The sequence below is a fragment of the Thalassoroseus sp. genome (genome assembly GCF_984380535.1).
Genome location: NZ_CFHRBF010000007.1, coordinates 23,187 through 45,669 on the forward strand (window position 1 = coordinate 23,187; position 22,483 = coordinate 45,669).

At 54.2% G+C, this 22,483-nt stretch carries 21 protein-coding genes; all 21 read left to right on the plus strand.

Annotated elements, in window-relative coordinates; genetic code table 11:
- The first annotated feature begins 384 nt into the window (after positions 1-384).
- The 21 genes from AC5DDB_RS10775 (at position 385) to AC5DDB_RS10875 (ending at position 22,464) form a co-directional block, all read left to right on the plus strand.
- The gene (locus tag AC5DDB_RS10775; protein ID WP_491739728.1) at positions 385-1,098 is read left to right on the plus strand and encodes a sugar transferase; all 714 of its coding nucleotides are present in this window, start codon (positions 385-387) and stop codon (positions 1,096-1,098) included.
- A 441-nt stretch (positions 1,099-1,539) separates the two neighbouring features.
- Positions 1,540-2,982 carry an O-antigen ligase family protein gene (locus AC5DDB_RS10780; protein ID WP_491739729.1) on the plus strand — a complete coding sequence of 481 codons (1,443 nt, stop codon included), beginning with the start codon at positions 1,540-1,542 and terminating at the stop codon, positions 2,980-2,982.
- Positions 2,983-3,040: 58 nt separating this feature from the next.
- Positions 3,041-3,937, plus strand: coding sequence for an ABC transporter permease (locus AC5DDB_RS10785; RefSeq protein WP_491739730.1), 897 nt, complete (start codon positions 3,041-3,043; stop codon positions 3,935-3,937).
- A gap of 29 nt (positions 3,938-3,966) precedes the next feature.
- Positions 3,967-4,650: a class I SAM-dependent methyltransferase gene (locus AC5DDB_RS10790; protein ID WP_491739731.1), complete on the plus strand. Its 684-nt coding sequence runs from the start codon at positions 3,967-3,969 to the stop codon at positions 4,648-4,650.
- A gap of 41 nt (positions 4,651-4,691) precedes the next feature.
- Positions 4,692-5,963 carry an ABC transporter ATP-binding protein gene (locus tag AC5DDB_RS10795; RefSeq protein WP_491739732.1) on the plus strand — a complete coding sequence of 424 codons (1,272 nt, stop codon included), beginning with the start codon at positions 4,692-4,694 and terminating at the stop codon, positions 5,961-5,963.
- A gap of 66 nt (positions 5,964-6,029) precedes the next feature.
- Positions 6,030-6,713 (plus strand): methyltransferase domain-containing protein, encoded by a 684-nt coding sequence (locus AC5DDB_RS10800; RefSeq protein WP_491739733.1) that lies wholly within the window; start codon positions 6,030-6,032, stop codon positions 6,711-6,713.
- Between the two features lie 32 nt (positions 6,714-6,745).
- The gene (locus tag AC5DDB_RS10805) at positions 6,746-7,837 is read left to right on the plus strand and encodes a glycosyltransferase family 2 protein (RefSeq protein WP_491739734.1); all 1,092 of its coding nucleotides are present in this window, start codon (positions 6,746-6,748) and stop codon (positions 7,835-7,837) included.
- Positions 7,838-8,028: 191 nt separating this feature from the next.
- Positions 8,029-8,322 (plus strand): hypothetical protein, encoded by a 294-nt coding sequence (locus AC5DDB_RS10810; RefSeq protein WP_491739735.1) that lies wholly within the window; start codon positions 8,029-8,031, stop codon positions 8,320-8,322.
- Between the two features lie 21 nt (positions 8,323-8,343).
- Positions 8,344-8,631, plus strand: a complete 288-nt coding sequence (locus AC5DDB_RS10815; RefSeq protein WP_491739736.1) for an FkbM family methyltransferase — start codon at positions 8,344-8,346, stop codon at positions 8,629-8,631.
- A 17-nt stretch (positions 8,632-8,648) separates the two neighbouring features.
- Positions 8,649-9,677, plus strand: coding sequence for a glycosyltransferase family 2 protein (locus tag AC5DDB_RS10820; protein ID WP_491739737.1), 1,029 nt, complete (start codon positions 8,649-8,651; stop codon positions 9,675-9,677).
- Positions 9,667-10,578, plus strand: coding sequence for a sulfotransferase family protein (locus tag AC5DDB_RS10825; protein WP_491739738.1), 912 nt, complete (start codon positions 9,667-9,669; stop codon positions 10,576-10,578). The genes AC5DDB_RS10820 and AC5DDB_RS10825 overlap by 11 nt, the downstream gene beginning before the upstream one ends.
- A gap of 32 nt (positions 10,579-10,610) precedes the next feature.
- Entirely contained in the window at positions 10,611-11,762 is a 1,152-nt protein-coding gene (locus tag AC5DDB_RS10830) for a glycosyltransferase family 4 protein (protein ID WP_491739739.1), read from the plus strand.
- Entirely contained in the window at positions 11,759-12,901 is a 1,143-nt protein-coding gene (locus tag AC5DDB_RS10835; protein ID WP_491739740.1) for a glycosyltransferase family 4 protein, read from the plus strand. The genes AC5DDB_RS10830 and AC5DDB_RS10835 overlap by 4 nt, the downstream gene beginning before the upstream one ends.
- Positions 12,898-14,082: a glycosyltransferase family 4 protein gene (locus tag AC5DDB_RS10840; RefSeq protein WP_491739741.1), complete on the plus strand. Its 1,185-nt coding sequence runs from the start codon at positions 12,898-12,900 to the stop codon at positions 14,080-14,082. Before AC5DDB_RS10835 ends, AC5DDB_RS10840 begins: the two co-directional genes overlap by 4 nt.
- A complete protein-coding gene (locus AC5DDB_RS10845) occupies positions 14,027-16,414 on the plus strand; it encodes a VanZ family protein (protein WP_491739742.1) in 2,388 nt (795 codons plus the stop codon). Before AC5DDB_RS10840 ends, AC5DDB_RS10845 begins: the two co-directional genes overlap by 56 nt.
- A complete protein-coding gene (locus AC5DDB_RS10850) occupies positions 16,366-16,641 on the plus strand; it encodes a hypothetical protein (protein ID WP_491739743.1) in 276 nt (91 codons plus the stop codon). Before AC5DDB_RS10845 ends, AC5DDB_RS10850 begins: the two co-directional genes overlap by 49 nt.
- A gap of 37 nt (positions 16,642-16,678) precedes the next feature.
- Positions 16,679-16,870 carry an asparagine synthase-related protein gene (locus tag AC5DDB_RS10855; RefSeq protein WP_491739744.1) on the plus strand — a complete coding sequence of 64 codons (192 nt, stop codon included), beginning with the start codon at positions 16,679-16,681 and terminating at the stop codon, positions 16,868-16,870.
- A gap of 104 nt (positions 16,871-16,974) precedes the next feature.
- Entirely contained in the window at positions 16,975-17,622 is a 648-nt protein-coding gene (locus tag AC5DDB_RS10860; protein WP_491739745.1) for an asparagine synthase-related protein, read from the plus strand.
- Positions 17,623-17,687: 65 nt separating this feature from the next.
- Positions 17,688-18,755, plus strand: coding sequence for a UbiA prenyltransferase family protein (locus AC5DDB_RS10865; protein ID WP_491739746.1), 1,068 nt, complete (start codon positions 17,688-17,690; stop codon positions 18,753-18,755).
- Positions 18,756-18,817: 62 nt separating this feature from the next.
- Entirely contained in the window at positions 18,818-20,236 is a 1,419-nt protein-coding gene (locus tag AC5DDB_RS10870; RefSeq protein ID WP_491739747.1) for an ArnT family glycosyltransferase, read from the plus strand.
- 281 nt (positions 20,237-20,517) lie between these two features.
- Positions 20,518-22,464, plus strand: coding sequence for an asparagine synthetase B family protein (locus tag AC5DDB_RS10875; protein ID WP_491739748.1), 1,947 nt, complete (start codon positions 20,518-20,520; stop codon positions 22,462-22,464).
- Positions 22,465-22,483: the final 19 nt, after the last annotated feature.

A 22,483-nucleotide genomic window follows, 5' to 3' on the forward strand; every position in this document is an offset into this window, starting at 1 on the left:
TTCGACGGTCGTGTCAATCAAGACATGATCAGTGCTGGCCACTCTGCGAATTTCCTAGTACCCACTGTTTAACGAACATGTCCGCTAGGATCGCAGGAAGCAATCTTTCGCATGGTGCTGTCGCTGGGCGCGTTATGCGAAAACTTTATTGCATAAGCAACGGTTCTCATACCGCGCGGTGAAAGCTCTGATCATACATACTGTCATGGCGGAACTGACTATAAGCCCTTAGAGAACTGGCGGATCATGAGTACGAAGCCCCACTTTGAAGCAAAGCTAATGGCAAGTCAATCGGCTCCCCCGGTGCGCGGTCTGCAAAGTCTCCGAGAAGACGGCCATACGGATCGTCAATCTAGGACTTCGTACAGACGTTGGTATTGGCCGATGAAAGCGACCACTGATTGGCTCTTGGCATTGATATTGTTCTTGTTCTTGCTGCCGATCATGTTGGTCACGGCCATGCTGGTGAAACTGACTTCCGTAGGCCCCGTTTTGTACACTCAAACCCGGCTCGGAAGAAGTGGTCGATCCTTCCGGATCGTTAAATTTCGCACGATGGTCCATCGGGCCGAAGCGAAGACGGGAGCCGTCTGGAGCAAACCAGGTGATCCGCGCATTACTAAGCTAGGTCGCTTTCTCCGTGAGACGCATGTTGATGAGTTTCCCCAACTCCTCAATGTTTTGATGGGCCAGATGAGTTTAGTCGGTCCGCGTCCGGAACGGCCAGAGATTACCAGTGACTTGGAATGGCATATTCCCCAGTATCGGGAACGATTGGCCGTAAAGCCTGGAATCACAGGTTTGGCTCAAGTGAATCTTCCTGCCGATAGCGACCTGGAAGGCGTTCAAAAAAAACTGGAGCACGACCTGTACTACATCAATGGCGTCGGTCCTTGGCTTGACTTTCGTATCCTCATGCGAACCGGCTGGAATTTGGCGATAGCCTTAGTGAAGATAATAGTGAACTCAATTCGTTTACCTACAGTGGACGAAATCAATCAGTCCACTATCAAGTCCATGGTCGCACAGGCGAGCAATAGCGACACTGCGAGCCACCGCGAGCAGGCTCGGCATTCGCTCATCGGGGAGCAACCCTAGTGCAGAACGTCTTCAGTGTCGATGTCGAAGGCCACTTCCACGTCAGCGGATTCGCGGACGTAGCATCACCGAAGGGGTGGTCGCCTAAGATCACGTGTGTCAGATTGTGCGAAATCAATTGCTGAGTCAAAAATACCTTCACCTACTGGTGTCTGAATCTAGTTTAGCTCCTTACATGAAACGAGACGACTTGCCGGGAGTATCAGCCGTTGTCGAATTGGTTGATGTCGATCGTAAAAACTGGCTGGCCTATTCAGAGAAGACGCGTTAGGCGTGGAATTGGCTTAACGTCGCAGGGTTAGCTGTTGCGACGGGACGGGGTGGGTTCGTGGCCGCGCTCGCCAGTGAGTGGGTGAAACAACTTCTCAAACTCCTGCAAAGTCCTCGGCTGCAAGGGGAACTAGGCATCGCCGGACATTACTATGTTGAGAAACCCCACAATTGGAACACCTGCATGGCACCATTCGGCAAACTCGTGCAGCTCGGAACATACGAGTCTTCGCCATTGCCTATGATGCAGCCGGTCACTACGCGGACGCAAAGGTCATTTTATCCGTCATGAAAGGCTTAATCTTCACCTATGCCCTCACCTACGGGGGTGCCATTGCCTCGTTCATCAACCCCTTCTATGGATTGTTGGTCTACGTCTGCTTTGCGATCATCCGTCCCGAATTTCTCTGGTATTGGTCTCTTTCCAGCGGCGGCAATTTTAGTCGTATTATCGCTATTGCCTTATTGATGGGCTGGGCCGTGCATGGATTTGGCAAATGGAATCTGGGACGGTCGAAAAGCATTCTGTTCTGTCTATTCGGATTCTGGGTCTGGTCGCTGCTCAGCGCTCTTGTGGTCGCTTCGAACAAGAGTGTCGCGTTCGGTTTCGTCGAGGAATTGGCAAAAATCCTCCTGCCGTTCGTCGCCGGGCTCACGTTGATCGATTCCGAGAAAAAATTGAAGCAACTGGCTTGGGTCATCTTGCTCAGCCAAAGCTACCTCGCCTTTGAGATGAACCAGACATACCTCACCGCGTTCAATCCCCTGCAAACCCCGTGGGGCACTGGAGGCTTCGGCGGTATGGACAATAATTGCGTGGCCATCGCCATGGTCACCGGAGCCGGCATGGCGTTCTTCATGGGCATGCATGAGCGCGGCTGGAGGAAGTGGCTCGCGTTTGGCGGTGCTGCTCTGATGACGCACGTCGTGCTGTTTTCATTTTCCCGCGGCGGGATGGTCGGGTTGATCCTCATGGGCAGCGTGAGTTTTTGGCTGATCGACAAACGTCCCCGCCACGTTGCCCTCTTTGGACTCGCTGCCATCGCTGGCCTCATCATGGCCGGCCCCGAAGTTCGTGACGAGTTCATGTCCTCGTTCGCTGACGCCGAGCAACGCGACTACTCGTCGCAAAGCCGTATCGACATGTGGTCCGACTGTCTGGATGCCATGCAGAATCACCCTGTCCTTGGAACGGGGCCCAACCATTGGCCGGTCATCGCAGCAAGTTATGGTTGGCCGCCAGGCAAAGAAGCGCACACGTTGTGGCTGCAGATCGGCGCGGAATTGGGCATCGTGGGGCTCGGATTGTTGCTTGGATTTTACATGACGACAGCCTTTCGACTCTACCCCTACGCCAAACGCAAGGTCGCCCAAGCCTCGGAATGGGAGGTCTTGGTCGCCCGAATGACGATTGCCGCCTTGGCAGGCTTTATGGTCTCAGCGCAGTTCGTGTCCCTCGAAGGTCTGGAACTGCCCTACTACATAATGTTGGTCAGCGCGGGCACCCTCAAGGTTGCCGGCTCGCAACGACGGCAATCCGTACAGTGGGTTCTCGTCCGGCGTCGCTGGGATGGGCCAATGCAAACCGTTCGCTCACCGTTGTCGAGCTCTTAAAGTCGTGTTTTCTTGATCTATCGTAAGCCGTTTTTTGCTAGCGGAGCGTTTAACCGCAATGAGTACCGTGGCTGAAGTATTTGAAACTCCCGCAGGAGAGACCTCTCAGGCTCGGTCAACCCCCGCTGCGGGAGACGTCCCCATCACCGTCATCGAACCTCGGACTGGTTGGCAACTTGTCGATTGGCAGGAACTCGTTGCGTACCGCGACTTATTCCGTTTCCTCGTTTGGCGGGAAGTGAAGGTTCGCTATGCCCAGTCCGCCATAGGCATCGGTTGGGCCATCATTCAACCGCTGTTCTCCATGGTGGTCTTTAGCATCGTCTTCGGCAGACTGGCGAAAGTTTCCTCAGACGGCGTGCCCTACGCCTTGTTTAGCTTCGCGGCTCTCGTGCCTTGGACTTACTTTTCCAACGCTCTTGTCGATGGGGCTAACAGCCTTGTCAGCAACGCCAGTATGCTCAGCAAAGTTTACTTTCCTCGGCTGCTGATGCCTTTATCGTCCGTCATCGCGAAATTAGTCGACTTTGCAATTGCAATGACTATCTTGGCCGCTTTAATGATGTGGTATGGTCACCCTCCCACCTGGGGTGCGTTGGCGCTTCCTCTGTTAGTTTTCCTGATGATGCTTACCGCCGCGGGACTTGGCCTTTGGCTGACCGCTCTCGCTGTGCAATACCGCGACATCAAGCACGCCATGAACTTCGTCTCGCAACTGTTGATGTACGCCGCCCCGGTGGTTTACCCGGCCAGCCTCATCCCTGAACAATATCGTTTGGCCTACGCGTTGAACCCCATGGTTGGCGTGATCGAAGGTTTCCGGGCCGCCCTCCTCGGCACCAACCCCATGCCCTGGGACCTGATCGCCGTCGGCACCGCCAGCGCCCTCACCATCGCCCTCACTGGCTGCCTCTACTTCCGCAGCCGCGAACGCCTCTTTGCGGATGTTGCCTGAAACTTATTCCTCCTTCCGAGACTTGAGTCATGCTGCAAGCCCTTGAACCAGCATTGAGTTCCATTCCAACCGGCCCAATGCTCAATCTTGGTTGTGGTCCCGTGCAGCCGGATGGTTGGATCAATATCGACGGCAGTAATCGGGCTTGGCTCGCTTCCCGCCTTTCTCTACTCGATCGCTTCCTGACAAAGCTGCGGGTTGTTCCACCGACCGAGTTTGGTCCCCAGGTCAAATATCACAATCTCTTTCGTGGTTTGCCATTTGCGTCGAATTCGGTGGCCGCCATTTATGCGGGCGAATTGTGGGAGCATTTTGAACTCGCCGATGCCGAGAAACTCACGGCCGAATGCTATCGCGTTTTAGCGCCGCAGGGTGTTCTCAGGGTTTGTGTTCCTGATGGTATCCAATTCTGGACTCGCTATTTAGAAATCTTCGATGAGGTGCGATCCAAACCGGACGGTATTCGCAATGCAAGCCCGTTGAAGTCCCACGTGCAGATGTACTTTAACGAAATTTGTACGCGGCGACGGTGGTTTGGCTCTATGGGCCACACGCATAAATGGCAATTCGACGAAGTCCAGTTGGTTGAGCTATTTGAAGCCCAAGGATTTGTCGATGTCGAACGAATGCCTTTTCACTGCAGCCGAATCCTGGATGTTGCCAACGTCGAACGCTCCGATTTTCTGATCGTCGAAGGCGTCAAGCCCGAGTAATAGCCACTCCATTCTCCACGCAAAATCCACCCTGAAGCCTAATGTCGCGCCCCATCATCTCTGTTGAAAACCTCGGCAAAGCCTATCGCTTGGGCCTCAAGGAGGAGGTTCATGATAGCCTTGTCGGGGCCATGCAGTCCTTCGCCCGCAGTCCGCTTCGGAATTTTCAGCGACTGCGACGGCTGAATACGTTTACCGCGGAGGACGAGTCGGACGATACTCTCTGGGCGCTCAAGGATGTGTCCTTCGAGGTCGCCGAGGGCGAGGTCGTGGGCATTATCGGTCGCAACGGGGCCGGCAAGAGTACGCTGCTGAAAATCCTCTCCCGCATTACCGAACCGACCCGCGGCCGGGCCGTCATCCGCGGGCGGGTCAGTAGCCTCTTGGAAGTTGGTACCGGCTTCCACCCGGAATTGACCGGCCGCGAAAACATCTACATGAACGGCACGATCCTCGGCATGCGGAAGAAGGAAATCGACCGCAAGTTCGACGAAATCGTGGACTTCTCCGGCGTAGAAAAATTCCTCGACACCCCCATCAAACGCTACTCCAGCGGCATGCAAGTCCGCCTAGCCTTCGCCGTCGCCGCCCACCTGGAACCGGAAATCCTGATCATCGACGAAGTCCTCGCCGTCGGCGACGCCGAATTCCAAAAAAAATGCCTGGGCAAAATGCAGGACGTGGCGGAGGGCGGACGCACGGTGCTGTTTGTGAGCCATAACATGGCCGCAGTCCAGTCTCTCTGCCATAAAGGATACCTGCTCATCGGCGGTGCCGTGGGCGCTCAGGGCTCCATTTCGCATGTGCTTGCAGAATATCACGAGAGTACTAATTCGGTGCTACAATTAGATCATGCGACTGACCGTGCTGGAGTGCTGTCTGGCGTGTATCTGATTGGCGACGATGGAACCCCATCATCATACTTGGAGATGGGAAGGCCTCTCGTATTAGAAATTGAACTCGAGTTTGCGGAAGCAGTTTTCGAACCGACTATCGGGATTGGTATTGATAACTCATTGGGGCAACGAATCCTCTCGCTTCACACTCATCGGACAAGTTCTCTGTCAACCAGATTTCTTGGTTCAAACCGTGTGCGAGTCACTATCCCGCAATGCCCATTGGCCCCTGGCGAATATTCGTCTCGGATAGTAATTAGCTCTCGCAACGGAAATGTAGCGACAATTGATAACGCACTGCAGTTTTCAGTAATCGATGCAGACACTTTTGGTGAGGGCCGTGGATTTCATCGCGGTTATTGCATTGCACCGACGCGGTGGGAACTAGTACCGTCAGATTTTGCCTACAAAGACTGAGCGAGGTAGATGACATTGGCCACAGCAAGACAAAAGCATAGCTCAACGTATGACCGAGAGTTCTGGATGCGGCGCGACAAAGTCGCAAGAAACTCAGCCAGAGCCTGCGTACCTCTCCTGCTCAATGCGTTCACCCCAGCAAGCGTCGTCGATCTTGGCTGCGGACAAGCCCACTGGCTTTCCGTTTGGAAAGAACTGGGAGTCGAAGACGTCCTGGGTGTTGATGGCCCCGGCGTACGTGAAAACAGTACTTTGCTGATCTCGGAAGATAAGTTTCTTGAGCACGATTTGACCAAGAACCTTGATTTGTCTCGGACATTTGATTTAGCCCTGTGTTTGGAGGTGGCAGAACACCTCCCTCCAAAGACTGCACGAACACTGGTCGACACGCTAACTAGACTTGCTCCAATTGTTGTGTTTTCTGCCGCGATTCCTGGCCAGGGCGGCGTCGGACATGTCAACGAGAATTGGCCCTGGTACTGGAAGAAATTGTTCGCGGAACAGGGGTTTACCCAGTATGATCCCTTGCGTCACTTGTTGTGGCACAACGAAGATGTCGCCATCTGGTATAAGCAAAATATGTTCGTGTACGCAAAATGCTCTGATGGCTCGCCGGTACATGAATACCTTGCACCGTACGAGTCGTCACAATTGACTTTGATCGCTTCCGACACGCTTTACCGGATTTCCAAACCGAATTTTTTTAGTCGCGCACTAAATCGGGTGCGTTGTGCATTCACAGATGGGTAATTACGCCGACTCTAGGTATAGGACGTGCGAAAGTGTCTACTCCTGTCGTGTCAATTGTTCTACCAGTGCGGAACGGTATGCCGTATTTGCGGGAAGCTGTCGAGAGCATACTCGCTCAGACGTTTCGCGACTTCGAGCTACTGTTGCTCGACGATGGCTCGACGGACGATACCCCTGCCTACTGCCGGTCGATCGAGGACGCACGTCTGCGGTATTTCCGGTTGGAAGGGAACGGGTTGGTCGACGCACTGAACTTCGGTCTGCGCGAAGCACTTGCCCCCGTCGTTGCCCGGATGGATGCCGACGATGTGTCACATCCCGAGCGACTGGCGAAGCAACTGGAGTTGATGCATCGCGATAACCTCGTGCTGCTGAGTTGTGCATTCGACCGGATTGATGCGGAGGGGCATACAAACGGTCGCGTCACAAACCTTGTCACTGACGAAGCCATCCGCTGGCGCATGTTGTTTACGCCGGCGTTTGTGCATCCGGGGGCCATGTTCGACAAAGAATCTGCTCTCCGAGTCGGCGGATATCATCCCGAATTTCGGGTTGCACAGGATTTTGACCTTTGGACTCGGCTAGCTGCCTGTGGACGTTTGGGAAATCACGGAGAGACGCTGCTTCAGTACCGACAGCTAGACTCCTGCGTGTCCGCACTGAATCGCGACGAACAAGTCAAAAATGCCTCCCGCGCCGCGGCACGTTACGCATCGTCGATCTGCCCGGACGTCTCTGAGAAAGCCTGGTACGAACTGCACCGTTTTTCTTCGGTTGGTGGGATCCCCGTCGCCCATTCGATCGTTCAACTCTCGCGAGCATTTTCCGCCGTTCGGCGTTTATTCATCGACCGATTCGGCTCAGAATGCTCAGAACTTAACGCATCTATAGCCGCCTTTGAGAAGCACCTTCGTTGGCGGTCTTTCGATTCCAGTGTAAGACTCGGCATCATGGAGGCAGCTTCACGTTATCGGGCTGCCCGTAATTTTGACCCCAGCGGCAGCAGGATTGGCTCGATAGTTCACCGGCGATTCAAGCGGTTTCTGAACGTGAAATCCGTTCGGCCTGCAAGCGGTTCCTTTGGCCCAATTCCGTCGCAAGTATTGGCTAAACCTGAGAGATAGAATCGAAACCAAGCGTAAGTATTATCCAGCCGCCTTACAATCAGGATCAGTTTATGCTGGAGATACTTGTCACTTAGTCAACGTGAATAATGTCGTTTTCTTATAAGAGAGCCAAAGGCCACTGTTGGCGGTTTTTATCGCGCCGCTTGCCTTGGAACATCCGTCCGTCGTATTCCCAATTCGGCGAAGACATGATTATTGAATGGTTGACGCGCAGCCAGTCCACCGGTTTTTTTGTCGATGTGGGGGCGTTTCATCCCATTGCCCTATCTAACACGTATTCTTTGTACTGTCGTGGCTGGCAGGGGATTAACGTGGAGCCTCGCCCTAAAGTCGCACGCGAATTTGCTGCTTTTCGCCCGCGTGACACGACTCTTTCGGTAGCCATCGGCAGTGACATTGTCCGCACTACGATGCCCATGCATGTGTTCGTACAAGGTGAGTATTCAACACTCGATACGTTGCGAGCAAGAGAATTGCAGTGACAAGGGTATGAGTTGTTGGAGGTGATTGAAGTCCCGGTGAAGACACTTGCTGAGATCCTCGAAGCTCACGGACCAATGAATCGCCAAGTCGATCTGCTGAATGTCGATGTGGAGGGCCTCGATGAGCAGGTTCTGCAGAGCAATGATTGGAGCAGATTCCAACCTCGACTAGTTCTCGTCGAACGCCATGGACTGTCGTATGAAGAAGCGGTTGAGGATTCAACGGTCGTGTATCTGAAGAACCTTGGCTTAGGGTACAACCTCGTGACGAAATGTGGACCCACTCTGATCCTTCAACGTACTTCCTGAGAAAGCTCAGTCAATCCATGTATCCCACTGTCAGTATCATCCTGCCGACTTATAACCGCGAGAAGTTTCTGCCGGAGGCGTTTGCGGCTATTGCGGCCCAAACGTTCCTGGATTGGGAACTGATTGTCGTTGATGACGGCAGTACGGATGGGACGCGGGAGTTGGTGCCGCGGTTGACCGCGGAGTTCTCCCAACCGGTCCGCTACATCTATCAGGAGAACCAGGGAGCCTACGGGGCTCGCAACACCGGATTGGACCACGCCACCAGGAAGTACATCGCCTTCTACGACAGCGACGACCTCTGGCTGCCGCACCATCTCGAGGACTGTGTGGACGCCCTGGAAGCCAACCCTGACGTCGACTGGGTCTACGGGGCCTGCCGGATGGTCGATCATCCGACTGGTAAGGAACTAGCCGCCTCCACGTTCTACGTGGAAGGCCAACCGCGACCGTTTTTGCAGTTGAAAACGCGTGCGGCTGGCAAACTGCGGATCATCGAAGACGAAACCGTGCTCGAATGCATGATTACCCACGGTTTGTACAACGGGCTGCAAAACTCCGTGATGCGAAGCCAGCTGTTCGATGGCGTGCGATTCGAGGCGGCGAGCCGGAACGAAGCGGAAGACCAACTGTTCGTCATCGCCAGCCTGCGTCGCGGCTTCCAGATGGCCTACATCGACTCGGTCCACCTGGATTACCGTGTGCACGATGCGAATTCTTCCGCAGCCGGCGGAGCGGCGGATCTCGAACGGCAGACGCGAGTGCTGCGACTGCTGGCATCCGGTTATGAGCGGATGCTAGCCGAGCCGAACTGGCGACCGAACGAACGCAAGGCTCTGCGGAATCGACTGCAACAAGAGTACTTCTGGAAACTCGGCTACTCGACGTTATGGATGAGCGGCCAGCGTGTCGAAGCTCTGGAAATGTTCCGCCGCGGCCTGCACCACTGGCCCTGGGACTGGCGGTGCTGGAAGACATTCATTTTGTGTCGTGGGATTTCTATGACTGTTAGGAAGCGTCCAAAGCTAAATTGTCATGTTCTGTAAACCTAACCTATTCATTATTGGCGCAGCCAAGTGTGCAACTAGTTCTTTGCACACGTATCTGGGCCAGCACCCGCAGATCTTCATGAGCCCGTTGAAGGAGCCGGGATTCTTCGCAGGAGACAAAGAAGATGGTGCAAAGCTGCGTCCGTTCACAGTAAATGGTCAGACGATATACAAACCTTACTGTAACGACTTGGATAGCTATCTTGCACTTTTCGATGGAGCGGATGGAGCTACGTATGTTGGTGAGTCGTCGACTGCGTATTCTCAACTGCCCGTGCGGAGCGGTGTAGTCGACCGCATCTATTCGTTCAACAAGAACGCTCGCATTGTCTATGTTTTGAGAGATCCGATCGATCGCACGATTAGTCACTACTGGTGGCACGTGCAGCACGAAGGAGAGAAACGAGACCTACTGTCGGCAATCCGCGAGAATAGCCATTATTGCGACGTAAGCTATTACGCCATGCAGCTACGTCCGTATCTCGATCGATTTGGGGCGGAACGGGTGTTTTGGCTCACGACGGAGTCGCTCGCGAGTGAGCCTGTCCAAATATTGAAGCGACTGTTCGCTTGGCTTGAGATTGACGAGACCTTCACGCCCGCCGGTATCAATGCAAGGTCAAACGAGACTCCAAACGTGCTGAACCAGCCGACTTCACGGATTTTGAACCGACTACGATTTTCGCCGGCATGGGAGCGAATCAGCCCGTGGGTCCCGAAGTTGGTCCGGACGTCGGCTCGACGATTAAGCGAACGGAAGATTGATCGAGCGGCAGTTGATTCTCGAGCAGCAGTCGAGTTTCTTCGAAGCATCCAAGTTAGGCAAACAGACGAATTGCGTCGTCTGCTCAACTACGATTTCACGGAATGGAAAACAGTAAACGGCGGCGGCTCATGACAGTGCAGACAACCGATTGCACAAGATCAAAAATGAATGTACTATACCTAACGATGAATCCCAACCGGCAGAGCACGACGGTGCCGACGGAGGGGTGGTTTCGGTTTCTGCCGGAGCGGGGCCTACGGCCCGTATTGGTGTCGCGGGAACTCGGCGTGTTTCATGCTTGGGCTGTGGAAGAAGGAGTGCCCTCGTACCAGGACCCGTTGCCATTCCCTAGCAAGGGCAATCCGGTCCCCTTCGCGCGATCGCTGTGGCATTTGCGAAAGATTGTTCGCCGGCACAACATTGAGCTGATCCACTGCAACGAGCAGGACATTTATCCTATTGGGCAGTATCTTGCGAGGATTTGTAAGCTGCCAGTGGTTGTGAGTGTGCATTTTACGATGGGCCGTGAGTTCTGCACTTGGGCGTTCGGCGGAAGGAAGGCCCCGCAGCGGATGTTTTTCTTGAGCCGAGGCAGTCGGGAGGCCTGTCGGCCGGGGGTCGAAGGGGTGGTCCCCGAGGATCGGTGGCGGCTGTTGTACAACGGACTCGACCTGGAGAGGTTCCGCCCGGACGAGGGCCGCCGACAAGAATTCCGCGATGGGATCCTTAAAGAAACGGACATTGCCATTGGCGTGGCATGTGCCATTCGGCCTCGCAAGCAGCTTGAGCATCTTTTCGAGGCGGCTGCGCGGATTCAAGATGAACGGCTGAAGGTCGTCGTTGCCGGCGGACCGGTGCCCGGAGATGAAGAATATGCTCGCGAGCTTCTTGATTCAGCAAAGGCGCGGTTGGGAGATCGTTTGATACTGTTGGGGCACCTTGATGAGCTTCGAGGGTTTTACAATGGACTCGACATCTTTTTGAATACTAGCCAGGAAGAAGCGTGCAGTATCAGCGTGATCGAGTCCTTGGCATGCGGCTGCCCCATTTTGGGTTACGCCAGTAAATCGGTGGACGATCAAATTCTCCCGGAAGGTGGCGAGATCGTCGATCAGGACAATATCGATCAACTGACCGCAGCGCTTACGAGATGGATCTCGGATGTCGATGATTTGCAAGTGCGGCGTTCCGCAGCGCGAGAGCGAGCCGAGAAAATGTTCGACATTCGCAAACTCTCACACCAGCTTTGGGATGAATACCAAGAGGTCTTATCTTCGGTCCCGCACAAGTCTCCCCAAGCGGCGTCAATACTATGACAAATCTCAAAATTACCCTCACCTCCTGGGCTCCGTTTATTGGCGGGGCGGAGGTGGCGGTGGAGCGGTTGGCGATGGGGCTTTCCGCGGCCGGGCATCAGGTGCTGCTGGTCGTTGGGACCGACGGCGAGGCCCTGGCGCGGTTTCGCGACGCAGGGATTCGCTGCGAGTTCGTGCCGCAGCAGTTCACGGACAAGCTCAAATGGCTGCAGTACCGTAGGAGTCGGCATGCACTGATGGAGGTGCTACGGCGGGAAGAGCCTGATGTGGTGCATAGCAACGACTTGCCGTCACATCAGATGACCTCGGACGCGGCCCGGCGGTTGGGGATTCCGCGGGTGTGCCATCACCGCTGGATTTTCGAGGGCTCGGCGATCGAGTGGCTGAACAAGTTCGACGCGGATCGACATCTGTTCGTGTCTCAGGCACTGATGCGGATGCTCTGCCGAGAGTCGGGCCAACTGCAAGACAGTTCGCGAGCGGTGGTGTATGACGGTCTACCGCTGCCGGAGACGCCTTGTGAAGACGACCAGTTCGTGGCGAAGCGGCGTTTAGGTCTTGATCCCAGCAAGTTGCTGGTGCTGTTCGCCGGGCAGATCATCGAACGCAAGGGCGTGGCGGATTTGCTGCAGGCTTGGGCTCGGCTGCCGAGACACGCGGAGCAGGCAGAGTTAGTGATCGCGGGTGACGACCTGGAAGGCGAGGGGGCGTATCGTCGGCAGATGGAAAATTTGGCCCGCGAGTTGAACTGCACCGCGCAGTTTGTGGGTTTTCAGAAAAATATCCCGGAGTGGTTGACGGCGGCAGACATCGTCACCGTGCCCTCGCATGCCGAACCGCTGGGCAACGCCACTTTGGAGGCGATGGCTCATGCCCGGCCGGTGATCGGCGGGGACGTGGGCGGCATCCCGGAAATGGTGCTCGATGGGGAAACCGGTTTGCTCGTGCCGCCGAAGTCGCCCGACCAGCTAGCCCAGGCTCTACAGCAATTGCTCGCTGAACCTGAGCTCCGGCAACTAATGGGCCAGGCGGCGCGAAGACGTTGCGAGGAAATGTTCTCGCTAGATGCTCATGTGCAAGCCGTATTGGCGGAATACCAAATCATCTTGCAACATTCCTCCACGGGAGTTGCGGTATGAAGACACTTCTAATTTCGAGTGTCTTCCCGCCACAGGATGGAGGGAGTGGTCGCTGGTTTTGGGAAATCTACCGGCGGTTGCCGAGAAGCGAGTATCACGTCGTCACCGGTACACATCCTCGTGCGGCTGAGTTTGATGCCACTCACGATTTGAATCTCACTCGGATTCCGTTTTCACTATCGACTTGGGGAACAAGCAGTGTCGCGGGTCTTGGCGGCTATTGGCGTCTTTGGAAGCATATTCGTCAAATCGTCCGTCAGCATTCGATCGAGCGGATCCATTGTGGCGCTTGCTTGCCGGACGGTTGGATTGCATTTCTCTGCAGGCGTTTCTTGAAAATCCCATACGTATGTTACATGCATGGCGAGGAATTGTGTTACGCGGGGGCAAGTCGAGAGTTGGGATGGATGTCTCGTCGCGTGCTCGGTAACGCAGATTTCATTATTGCAAACAGCATTAATACGGAAAACATATTGCGTGATCGTTGGGGTGTTCCGCCAAGTCAGATTCGGCGACTCTCCCCCGGTGTCGATACCCGGTGGTTTTGTCCTGCTCCCCGAAATCCGGGTGTGAGGGAAACGCTGGGATGGGGAGAACGCCTCGTCATTCTCACCGTTGGGCGATTGCAAAAGCGCAAAGGTCACGAACAGTTCATTCGGGCACTCCCGGCGATTAGTCGACATTTCCCACGAGTCCTCTACGTTATTGCCGGGCAAGGAGAACAATACACTGCCCTTCAATCGCTCGTTGACGAATTAGATTTACGGCAGTTTGTTAGATTTATGGGAAGTGTCTCCGAGGAATGCTTGCTCCAATGCTATCAACAATGTGACTTGTTCGTGCTTCCTAACCGGCAGATTGGCTACGATGTCGAAGGGTTTGGCATGGTGTTGATCGAGGCCCAGGCTTGTTCTCGGGCCGTGATCGCCGGCGTTACGGGCGGGACAACAGAAACAATGCAAGTCCCGCAAACGGGACTTCTTATCGATCCCGATGACAGCAACGAAATGGTCGAAACGATCATCAAGCTGCTTGACGAGCCGAGGGAGTTGCATCGTATGGGGGAAGCGGGACGCAGATGGGTCAAGGAGCAGTTCGACTGGGAGCAACTCGCGAGGCAGGCCTATGCAACCTTCGAAAACATTGCACCGGAAGGGTCTCCTGTCCTCGTCAATGGATGAGTTCCATCGTCAAGGAAGAAGTCCGCAGTTTCCAAGTGACTACCTTTGGGTTCTGCTGATTCTCGTTCCGTTCGCCGTTCTCTTCACGAATTGTAGTCATGATGTATTGGGATCCGAGATTCGCATCGAAACCTCGGAAGAACTTCGCCATGCAATTGCCGACGCTCAGCCAGGTCAGACGATTCTCCTGGCGCCGGGTGAGTATCGAGGGGAGATGATTTTTGACGGGGTACGAGGGCTGACGTCGCGACCGATTGTGATTGCAGGGGCTCGTCCGGATATGCCGCCGGTGATTCGGGGTGGCGGCACCGGGATGCAGCTGAAATCTCCAGCTCATGTTGTGCTGCGGGACCTCGTGTTCGACGGAGCGGCGTTGAATGGAATCAACATCGATGATGGCGGACGAGCCGATCAACCTGCTCACGACATCATCCTGAAGAATTTGACTTTCCGAAATATCGGCACTCAGGGCAATGACGATTGCATCAAGCTCTCGCGTGTGAATGGCTTTCGAGTGGAAGACTGCACGATGGCCGGTTGGGGCCGCGAAGGCCAAGCAGTCGACGTGACCGGCTGTGAGGGCGGAGAAATTGTTGACTGTCGATTCGACGGACAGGATAAAGTCAAGGTCGGCATTCAGGTCAAGGGTGGCAGCCGTCTGATTCGGGTGCAGAATTGCTCGTTTTCGGGCATCACCGATCGAGCGGCACAAATCGGAGGAACAACCGGCGCGAAGTTCTTTCATGCCGGTCAAAACTTTGCGGAAGCCTCTCAGGTAATACTCGAAGACTGTAGCGTTGTTGGCTCAGAGGCTCCCATCGCTTTGGTCGGTGTCGATGGCGTGCGAGTGCACCGGAATGTGATCTACTGTCCCACCGGTTGGTTCTGCCGAATCCTGCAAGAAAACAACGATGCTCGGTTTGTTCCTTGCCGGAACGGTCTCTTTTCTGAAAATGTCATCGTTTGGCGAAACCGCGAAATGGTGAACTTTGTGAATGTTGGTGCGGGAACCGCGTCGGAGACATTTCGCTTTCGGGAGAATTACTGGTATTGTCTGGATCACCCAGGGCAAAGTCGTCCTACGGGCTTGCCGACTGCTGAAGAGCAAGGGGTCTATGGAGAGAATCCCGAACTGCTCGATCCCGATCACGGAGATTTACGACTCGGTCGCAGCCGAGCTGAAATGCGAGCCGCCAGCGATCGTGCTGGCCATCCGTTGTGGAAAGTAGGAGCATTCGTCGTCGTCAGTTTACTGTTGCTCGGATCTGGGCTCTTGGCTCGTCGCCAAGCTGGTCGTTTGTGGACAGCCGTGCCATCGGCACAAGTTGCATTGACCCGATCGGCTCCTCCGCCAAGCCAAAATGACTTAGGCATTTGCGCATTATTGTGGGCTGGCTTGATCGCAATTCCAACGGTCAGCCAATTGACTTTTATTACTTTGGAGACTGTTGAATCTGCATCACCGTTCGAGAATTTCTTCAAGCATCCCTGGGGAATCGATCCTCATCGGAAATCCGATTGGGTTGCGAATTTTCTCGCCTTCTTTCCGTTTGGTCTGCTTGTCGCAGGTTGGAGCGATGCCGACCGCACAAGCCTGAAGGCTTCAGCCGTCCGACTATTTTTCGCACTGCTCAGCATTATTGCGTTTGCCGTTAGCCTTGAATTGTTGCAGTCTTACACCCCCGAAGGGATTGTCTCGCGAAACGATGCTCTGGCAGCGGTGCTTGGTGGAGCAATTGGCATGTTGAGCTGGTTATTGCTGGGTCAAGTGAGTGTAAATCGTTTGCGATGTTGGACACGCACGTGCCGTCCTCGACAGGCGGTCGATGTCCTGCTGATTGCGTACACCTGCGGGCTAATCGTTTACGCCTTGTATCCTTTGGAATTCGTCCTCCAACCACTTGATCTCTATCACAAATTGAACAGTGGAGCTTTTCAACTGGTGCCATTCCACGGATCGGAACTCGAGGCTTCCCAATTGATTTTGGTTGCCACGGTTTTCGTACCAATTGGCTATTTGACGACATCATGGGGAACAACAACACGTCATCCCGTGCGGAGTGGTCGAAGCGGTTTCTTGCTGGCATTGGCCGTCTTGGCCTTTGTGGAATCTGCCCAACTTCTTGTTCGTGGTGGCGGATTTGATGCGACCAACATTGTCTGCGGCAGCGTGGGCGCGGGAATGGGTGTTCTTCTCGCTCGGAAGTTCGCGATGAGTAGCCCGCTCTGGTCTCCCGTACCGCCCTTGAACACAAGCTGGGTTGGACCGCGACGGGTCTTCGCATGGGGTCTCGCCGGATCCATGGTTTTGCTCATCGTTCTGGTGGGCTAAGTCGGGAACTCGAGTATCACACGACACGCAGCAATCGACGGTTCACATCCAGTCAAAGAAATGTCTCAACTCCCTCGTGCGGCATCGCCGGACTGTTGTATCTTGACCGCGATCGAGTCGGCCAAAAGCCGCTCTATTACTACCAAGGCCACGACCGCCTCATCTTTGCTTCTGAATTGATAGCCATTCTTGTCGACCAGAGTATTCTCCAAGAAGCTGAGAGCTAAGCGTTGGGGGAGTACTTCGCCTACGGAGTGATCGGCGGTGCGACGTCAATTTTTCCAAGGAATCCGCAAATCGTCTTTAACGACTTTTTCGATTGGGTTTCACGAAGACGACTTTAGCGAACTGCCCTGTACGCAGGAAGTCGCCCGACAGTATCAAATCAATCATGTTGAAGAGGTCGCGACTCCGACTGCTGGCGGAAAGCTTAGAGTCTCTCGTCCACTTCTATGAGGAGCCGTTCCCACGATGTGCGTTGCTCGACTGGCGCCGCAATCGGTAAGAGTCGTGCTTTCCGTCGAGGGCGGCAACGAAGCCTTCGGCTGCAAACGGCGTTGATGAATCTTGCGCGACCGCCGCAATCGGCCTACGCGAACATTCTCTACCTGGCAAGAACAGGGCTACGGCAACGGCATTACACCGACGAGTTTCGACAAACACTCAGTGGGTGGCGGCCAGAGTCGACCGTCGAACACCTTTATGGCCGGACCGACTATGCGATGGCGGGCATGATTAACACCGACGTCGCCTTTCTGCTACCGGATGATTTCTTGACGAAAGTCGATCGAGCGAGCATGGCAGTGGGACTAGAAGTTCGTCCTCCGTTCGACGATCACGAACTGCTCGAACTAGCGACTCGAGTGCCCTCCCAGTGGAAGATCCAGAAAGGCCAGACGAAATGGATGCTCAAGCAACTGTTTGATCAACGATTGCCAAGCAACGTCGTCTGGCGACGAAAACAGGGGTTTGAAATCCCGGTTGACGATTGGCTACGGGGACCACTGCGAGACCTCATCGAAGAAACCGTGATGGGACCATCAAACCCGATTTCCATGTACTTGAATCAATCGCAGCTTTCGCGGCTTTATCAATCGCACGGGACGGCATGGAGCTGTTCTCTGGGCCGTATTAGTTCTCGCGGTATGGATAGAAAAGTATCTAATGATCTCCGGCTCGACGACGGCCAGACTGCCGGACATTCTTAGAACGAACGAGTAGCGTCTATTTCTCTCTTTTCAGGTTCAATCTCAATTTCCAGGTTCAAATTGCGATGGCATTACCAAATACGGCTCAATCGAAACTGCAACCAATCGCTGGAGATGGCCCTCAGGATTCCATTGAGACGCCGGCAGCGCCTGTCATCTCCCCCTCGATTTCGCGTCTCTCGGCAATGGTGTCGCCATACATCGCCATTGCACGGCCCGACCATTGGTTTAAGAATGTCTTCATGCTGATTGGCGTTTTGCTCGCCTACTTCTATCATATGGGGGACGTGAGTGGGCCGTGGGTTTGGAATCTGATTGTGGGTTTAATCGCCACTTGCATCGTGGCGTCCAGCAATTATGTGATTAACGAAATACTCGACGCTCCGACGGACTGCGATCATCCCGTTAAGTGTCATCGGCCGATTCCTGCAGGCCAAGTCAATTTGTCAATTGCCTATGCCGAATGGGTTGGTTTAGGAATTCTCGGTTTAGGACTTGCGGCCGCGGTCAACCAACCCTTTTTCATCGCCGCGGCCGCTTTGCTCGGCATGGGCCTGATCTATAACATTCCACCAGTTCGCTCGAAAGAACTGCCCTATCTCGACGTGCTCTCCGAGTCGGTCAACAACCCGCTACGTCTCGCGTTGGGTTGGTTCGTGATCAGTCCCCACGAAATCCCTCCGGTCTCGCTGCTTGCCTCTTATTGGATGGTCGGGGCATTTTTCATGGCGAGCAAAAGGTTTGCTGAATACCGCGCGATTGGTAGCAAGGGCGTCGCGACAGCCTATCGAAAGTCGTTCGCGTACTATGACGAGAATCGCTTGCTCGTCAGTATCTTTTTCTACGCTTGTGGTGCAGCCTTACTCTTAGGCGTCTTTATTATCCGTTACCACTTGGAGTTAATCCTCTCGGTGCCCTTAATTGCGGGGTTCTTTGCCGCATATCTCCGTGTCGCGTTGAAAGAAGATAGCGCCGCACAAAACCCCGAGCGTTTGTATCGGGAACGCGGTCTGATGCTCTATCTTGCAGTCTGTGTACTCGCCTTCGGTGGTCTGATGTTTGTGCACATCCCCGCGCTTTACGAAGTGTTCAACGTCAATCCGTCTCAGGTGCCTGCACTTTGGAAGCTATAAGAAATTCATAGATCGCGAGATATGACATGACGATCAGCTTCATTGAGAAGGTAGCGTGAACCTTGGCAACGCGAACACTTGGAGATCCCTCGAACAACAATGACCGTGTCTGGCCACAGGCCTTGACTGCAATCTTGCTTTGTGGTTCCGTTGTTCGTTTCGGCCTTTGGCTGGCGTTTGCGGAACAGCCGGTCCAAGTTGCCGATGCTCAGGACTACAACCGCTTGGCTGTCGGCTTGGTTGAAGAACGGGCCTACCTGACCGCATCCGGCAAGCCCAGTTCGCTACGGCCTCCGCTGTATCCTTTGGTAATTGCTGGCTTGTACGAGGTCTTTGGTTTGGAAAACTACCAAGCCGTGCGGGCATTTCAGGGAATACTGAGCTTGGCGACAGTTGTTATCGTCTATTTCATGGGGCGTTTGGCATTTGACAGGGATGTCGGAGTGCTAGCTGCGGGAGTGACCTGCTTCTATCCATCACTGCTGGGTTTCAACAACTTATTGCTGAGCGAAACGCTCTTCACCTTTCTTTTGGTGCTCTCGACTTGGTTAGCGATGTTGGCAGTGGCAAAGCAGTCTTGGCAATTGCTCGCTATAACTGGTTTTTGCTTGGGTTTGGGAGCGTTGACCCGAAGCATTTTATGGCTATACAGCCCGTTTTTGAGCATCTATTTTCTGGGGGTTTGGCAGGGTTCCAGGAAACAGCGCTTCGGTGCAGCAGTGATTCCGCTCGCGACGATGCTCTTTGTAGTTGCTCCTTGGGCTTACCGCAACACAGTGATTCAGGACACGTTAACAATCGTGGATGTCATGGGTGGGCGGAACGCCATGATGGGCAACTATGAATACACCCCATTGGAACGTTCTTGGGCCACTGTTAGCGACGTGACCGGCGAACGCAGTTGGGATCAGGTGCTGCGTCAGAAGTATCCCGCGGCCAAAGGCATGACGCAAGGCCAGCTAGACAAACTCGCCATGCGGCACGGAATTCAGTTTGTTCTGTCTCATCCCATACTGACAGCCAAACGCACCGTCGTCCGCTTCTTTAATTATTGGCAACTCGAGCGAACTATGATTGCCGGGATGCGACAGGGGCTCTGGGGCAACTTCCCCGGCTGGTTCATGATTGTCGTGGCACTATTGATCGTGGGCTCTTACGTTGGAACGTTATTTCTCGGGATCGTGGGATTGATGATGACGCGGCCGAAAGACCGACGATTTTTTTGGCTCTTCATCTTGTCAATTGCGTTTCCCTGTTTAATTCACTCGGTGATTTTCGCGCACTCCCGTTATCACCTGCCTACCATGCCGATTTTGTTTTTGTTTACGGCGTCGGCGGCAACTCAGTGGTCATCGATCTGGAAACGCCGCGACGAACGAGCCTTTCGACTCGCCGCAGTCCTTTGCTTCGTGTTTGTCTTAGGTTGGGCTCGCGAATTGGTGTTCGTCGATTTAGCGCAGGCATCGAAATTGCTCCGATAAGACGGTGGTCTATCACAGGGCTCTTCGAGTCGGACAGGTTCATAAAGGGAACCTGTCGTTGCATCGATTCGCCAAGAGTTCCGCTTAGAACCACGTTCGATCTCAAAAGCTGTGCGACTTCGGCCACTTGAACTATTGAAGTCGTCGCATTGAGTCATAACCTCAAGACCTTCTTTGCGCCGGTGTCGCCTAACGTTTAGATGTTTGATCCTGCCGACGACTAGGTTCTGACGTCGTTTCTCAACTTTTTCATTCTTTTCTCGAAATCAGCAGGTCAATTCATGCCAGGAATATGCGGGATTACCGATCAAACCGCGAGTCAAGATCTCGCTCATATCGGCCTGACAATGCTGGAGAAATTACAACAGCGTTCTCGCGACCGGGTGGAGTCGAGCAATTCGTCATTCGGCGATTGCTGGATGGGTCGGGTGTCTCTCGGGGTAGTCAACAGCGGCGCCCAGCCGGTGGAAGTGACGGCCAGCGACTCTCGTGCCGTGCTCGATGGCGAGATCTATAACGTGAAAGAACTGCTTCTGCATTTGAATTTGCAATCGTCAATGATCGATCCGCAAAACCATGCGGAGATTCTGCTCCACGGATATCTCAAGGAAGGACGCGGCTTTTTTGCTAGAGTGGAAGGAAAATTTGCAGCAGCCATCTGGGATGGCCGGCATGACCGATTGCTTTTGGTCAACGACCGGTTTGGCATGAAACCGCTCTACTTCACCCGCTCCGGACGAAGATTACAGTTTGCCTCCGAGATCAAAGCGTTGCTGGCAGCCGGAAACTGCTCCACCGATCTCAATATGCGCGGGTTGGCTCAGTTCTTCACGTTTGGGCATCTCTGGTGTCAGGACACCTTTTACGCGGCCATTCAGACTCTTCCAGCAGCAGCTTGCATCACATTTGAGCCAAACACTGGCGCGCTCGAGGTCGAGCGGTACTGGCAGTTGCAATCTCAGGTTGATCGGGTAACCAATGCTCGTGATCAGCTCGACCAAGTGGATCGTTATTTCAAGGAATCGGTCGATCGTTGTTCCCTCGATACACCGCATCTCGGGTTGTCATTGTCGGGTGGTCTCGATGCACGGTCGATATTGGCGGTTATGGACCATCACCGCGTTAATGTGCAATCCGTCTGTTTGGGTATTGAGGGGAGTTTGGACTTGCGGTCCGCCAGCGAGCTCGCGCGTTTGGCTGGCAGCCAACTTCATCCGTATATTTTGAACGATCGATTTCTGACGAATTTCGAGACGCATTTGGACGCGATGGTCCACCTCACAGATGGGCATTACTTGTCGCAATGTATCGTGATGCCGACTCTGCCCGTTTACGAGGAATTGGGGATTCAAGTCTTGTTGAGGGGGCATGCTGGTGAATTGATGCACATGCGCAAGGCCTATAATTTCTCGCTCGATGCCGAGGCAAAGGAAATTCGTCAGGAACAGCAGCTGCAACAATGGCTCTCTCAGCGATTGCAAGCGTACATGCTGGATGGCTTGGATCAGCCGCTATTCGCTTGCATGGATTCCGGTGAAGTGCAAGATTTGGCACAGGAGTCGCTGAGAGAAGCCCTAGAAGAGTCGTCGGGATGGCAACCGCAATTGCACCGCATTTGGCATCTGTTCTTGACACAACGACTACGTCGCGAGACGGCGATGTCACTCGTCAAAATCAACTCGGTCACGGAAACTAGGATTCCTTATCTTTCCGCCGATCTCGTTCAAACGTTGCTGACCTTGCCGCCCGATAGGAAACTCGATGAGCTGATCCAACAGCACATCATGCAGAAACGCTTTCCTGAATTTCTCGGCGTGACGAATGTCAACACGGGGGCGAAGGTGGGAGCCGGACGACTCAGCAAATTCGTGGGTTATGGGCGGATGAGGGTTCTGGCAAAGCTCGGAGTCAAGGGCTACCAACCTTACGAGCGGCTCGGTTTATGGTTGAGGAGGGAATTGCGGACGACCGTCGAGTGCATCTTGCTGGACGACCGCTGTCTCGAACGCGGTGTATTTCGTCCCGAAACTGTGCAGAAGGTGGTCCGCGAGCATCAGGGAAATACGAAGAACCATACCTTCTTATTGATGGCCATGATGATTTTTGAACTTGGACAGCGCAAGTTCGTGGACCAACGGAGTTCACAACATCGGTTTGTGGATTCGGCCCATCAAGTTGGTGCCGGCCGGCCGCGGCTCACATCGAAGACCGCCGAACCGAAGTACTGATCCGACATCCGCCATCACA

Bases quoted from the DNA above. Each gene is read 5' to 3' on its own strand.
- AC5DDB_RS10785 (WP_491739730.1), top strand. From the start codon at position 3,041: ATGAGTACCGTGGCTGAAGTATTTGAAACTCCCGCAGGAGAGACCTCT.
- AC5DDB_RS10875 (WP_491739748.1), top strand. From the start codon at position 20,518: ATGCCAGGAATATGCGGGATTACCGATCAAACCGCGAGTCAAGATCTC.
- AC5DDB_RS10795 (WP_491739732.1), top strand. From the start codon at position 4,692: ATGTCGCGCCCCATCATCTCTGTTGAAAACCTCGGCAAAGCCTATCGC.
- AC5DDB_RS10820 (WP_491739737.1), top strand. From the start codon at position 8,649: ATGTATCCCACTGTCAGTATCATCCTGCCGACTTATAACCGCGAGAAG.
- AC5DDB_RS10840 (WP_491739741.1), top strand. From the start codon at position 12,898: ATGAAGACACTTCTAATTTCGAGTGTCTTCCCGCCACAGGATGGAGGG.
- AC5DDB_RS10825 (WP_491739738.1), top strand. From the start codon at position 9,667: ATGTTCTGTAAACCTAACCTATTCATTATTGGCGCAGCCAAGTGTGCA.
- AC5DDB_RS10830 (WP_491739739.1), top strand. From the start codon at position 10,611: ATGAATGTACTATACCTAACGATGAATCCCAACCGGCAGAGCACGACG.
- AC5DDB_RS10865 (WP_491739746.1), top strand. From the start codon at position 17,688: ATGGCATTACCAAATACGGCTCAATCGAAACTGCAACCAATCGCTGGA.
- AC5DDB_RS10850 (WP_491739743.1), top strand. From the start codon at position 16,366: ATGGGGTCTCGCCGGATCCATGGTTTTGCTCATCGTTCTGGTGGGCTA.
- AC5DDB_RS10775 (WP_491739728.1), top strand. From the start codon at position 385: ATGAAAGCGACCACTGATTGGCTCTTGGCATTGATATTGTTCTTGTTC.
- AC5DDB_RS10860 (WP_491739745.1), top strand. From the start codon at position 16,975: ATGAATCTTGCGCGACCGCCGCAATCGGCCTACGCGAACATTCTCTAC.
- AC5DDB_RS10790 (WP_491739731.1), top strand. From the start codon at position 3,967: ATGCTGCAAGCCCTTGAACCAGCATTGAGTTCCATTCCAACCGGCCCA.
- AC5DDB_RS10810 (WP_491739735.1), top strand. From the start codon at position 8,029: ATGATTATTGAATGGTTGACGCGCAGCCAGTCCACCGGTTTTTTTGTC.
- AC5DDB_RS10835 (WP_491739740.1), top strand. From the start codon at position 11,759: ATGACAAATCTCAAAATTACCCTCACCTCCTGGGCTCCGTTTATTGGC.
- AC5DDB_RS10845 (WP_491739742.1), top strand. From the start codon at position 14,027: ATGCAACCTTCGAAAACATTGCACCGGAAGGGTCTCCTGTCCTCGTCA.
- AC5DDB_RS10800 (WP_491739733.1), top strand. From the start codon at position 6,030: ATGCGGCGCGACAAAGTCGCAAGAAACTCAGCCAGAGCCTGCGTACCT.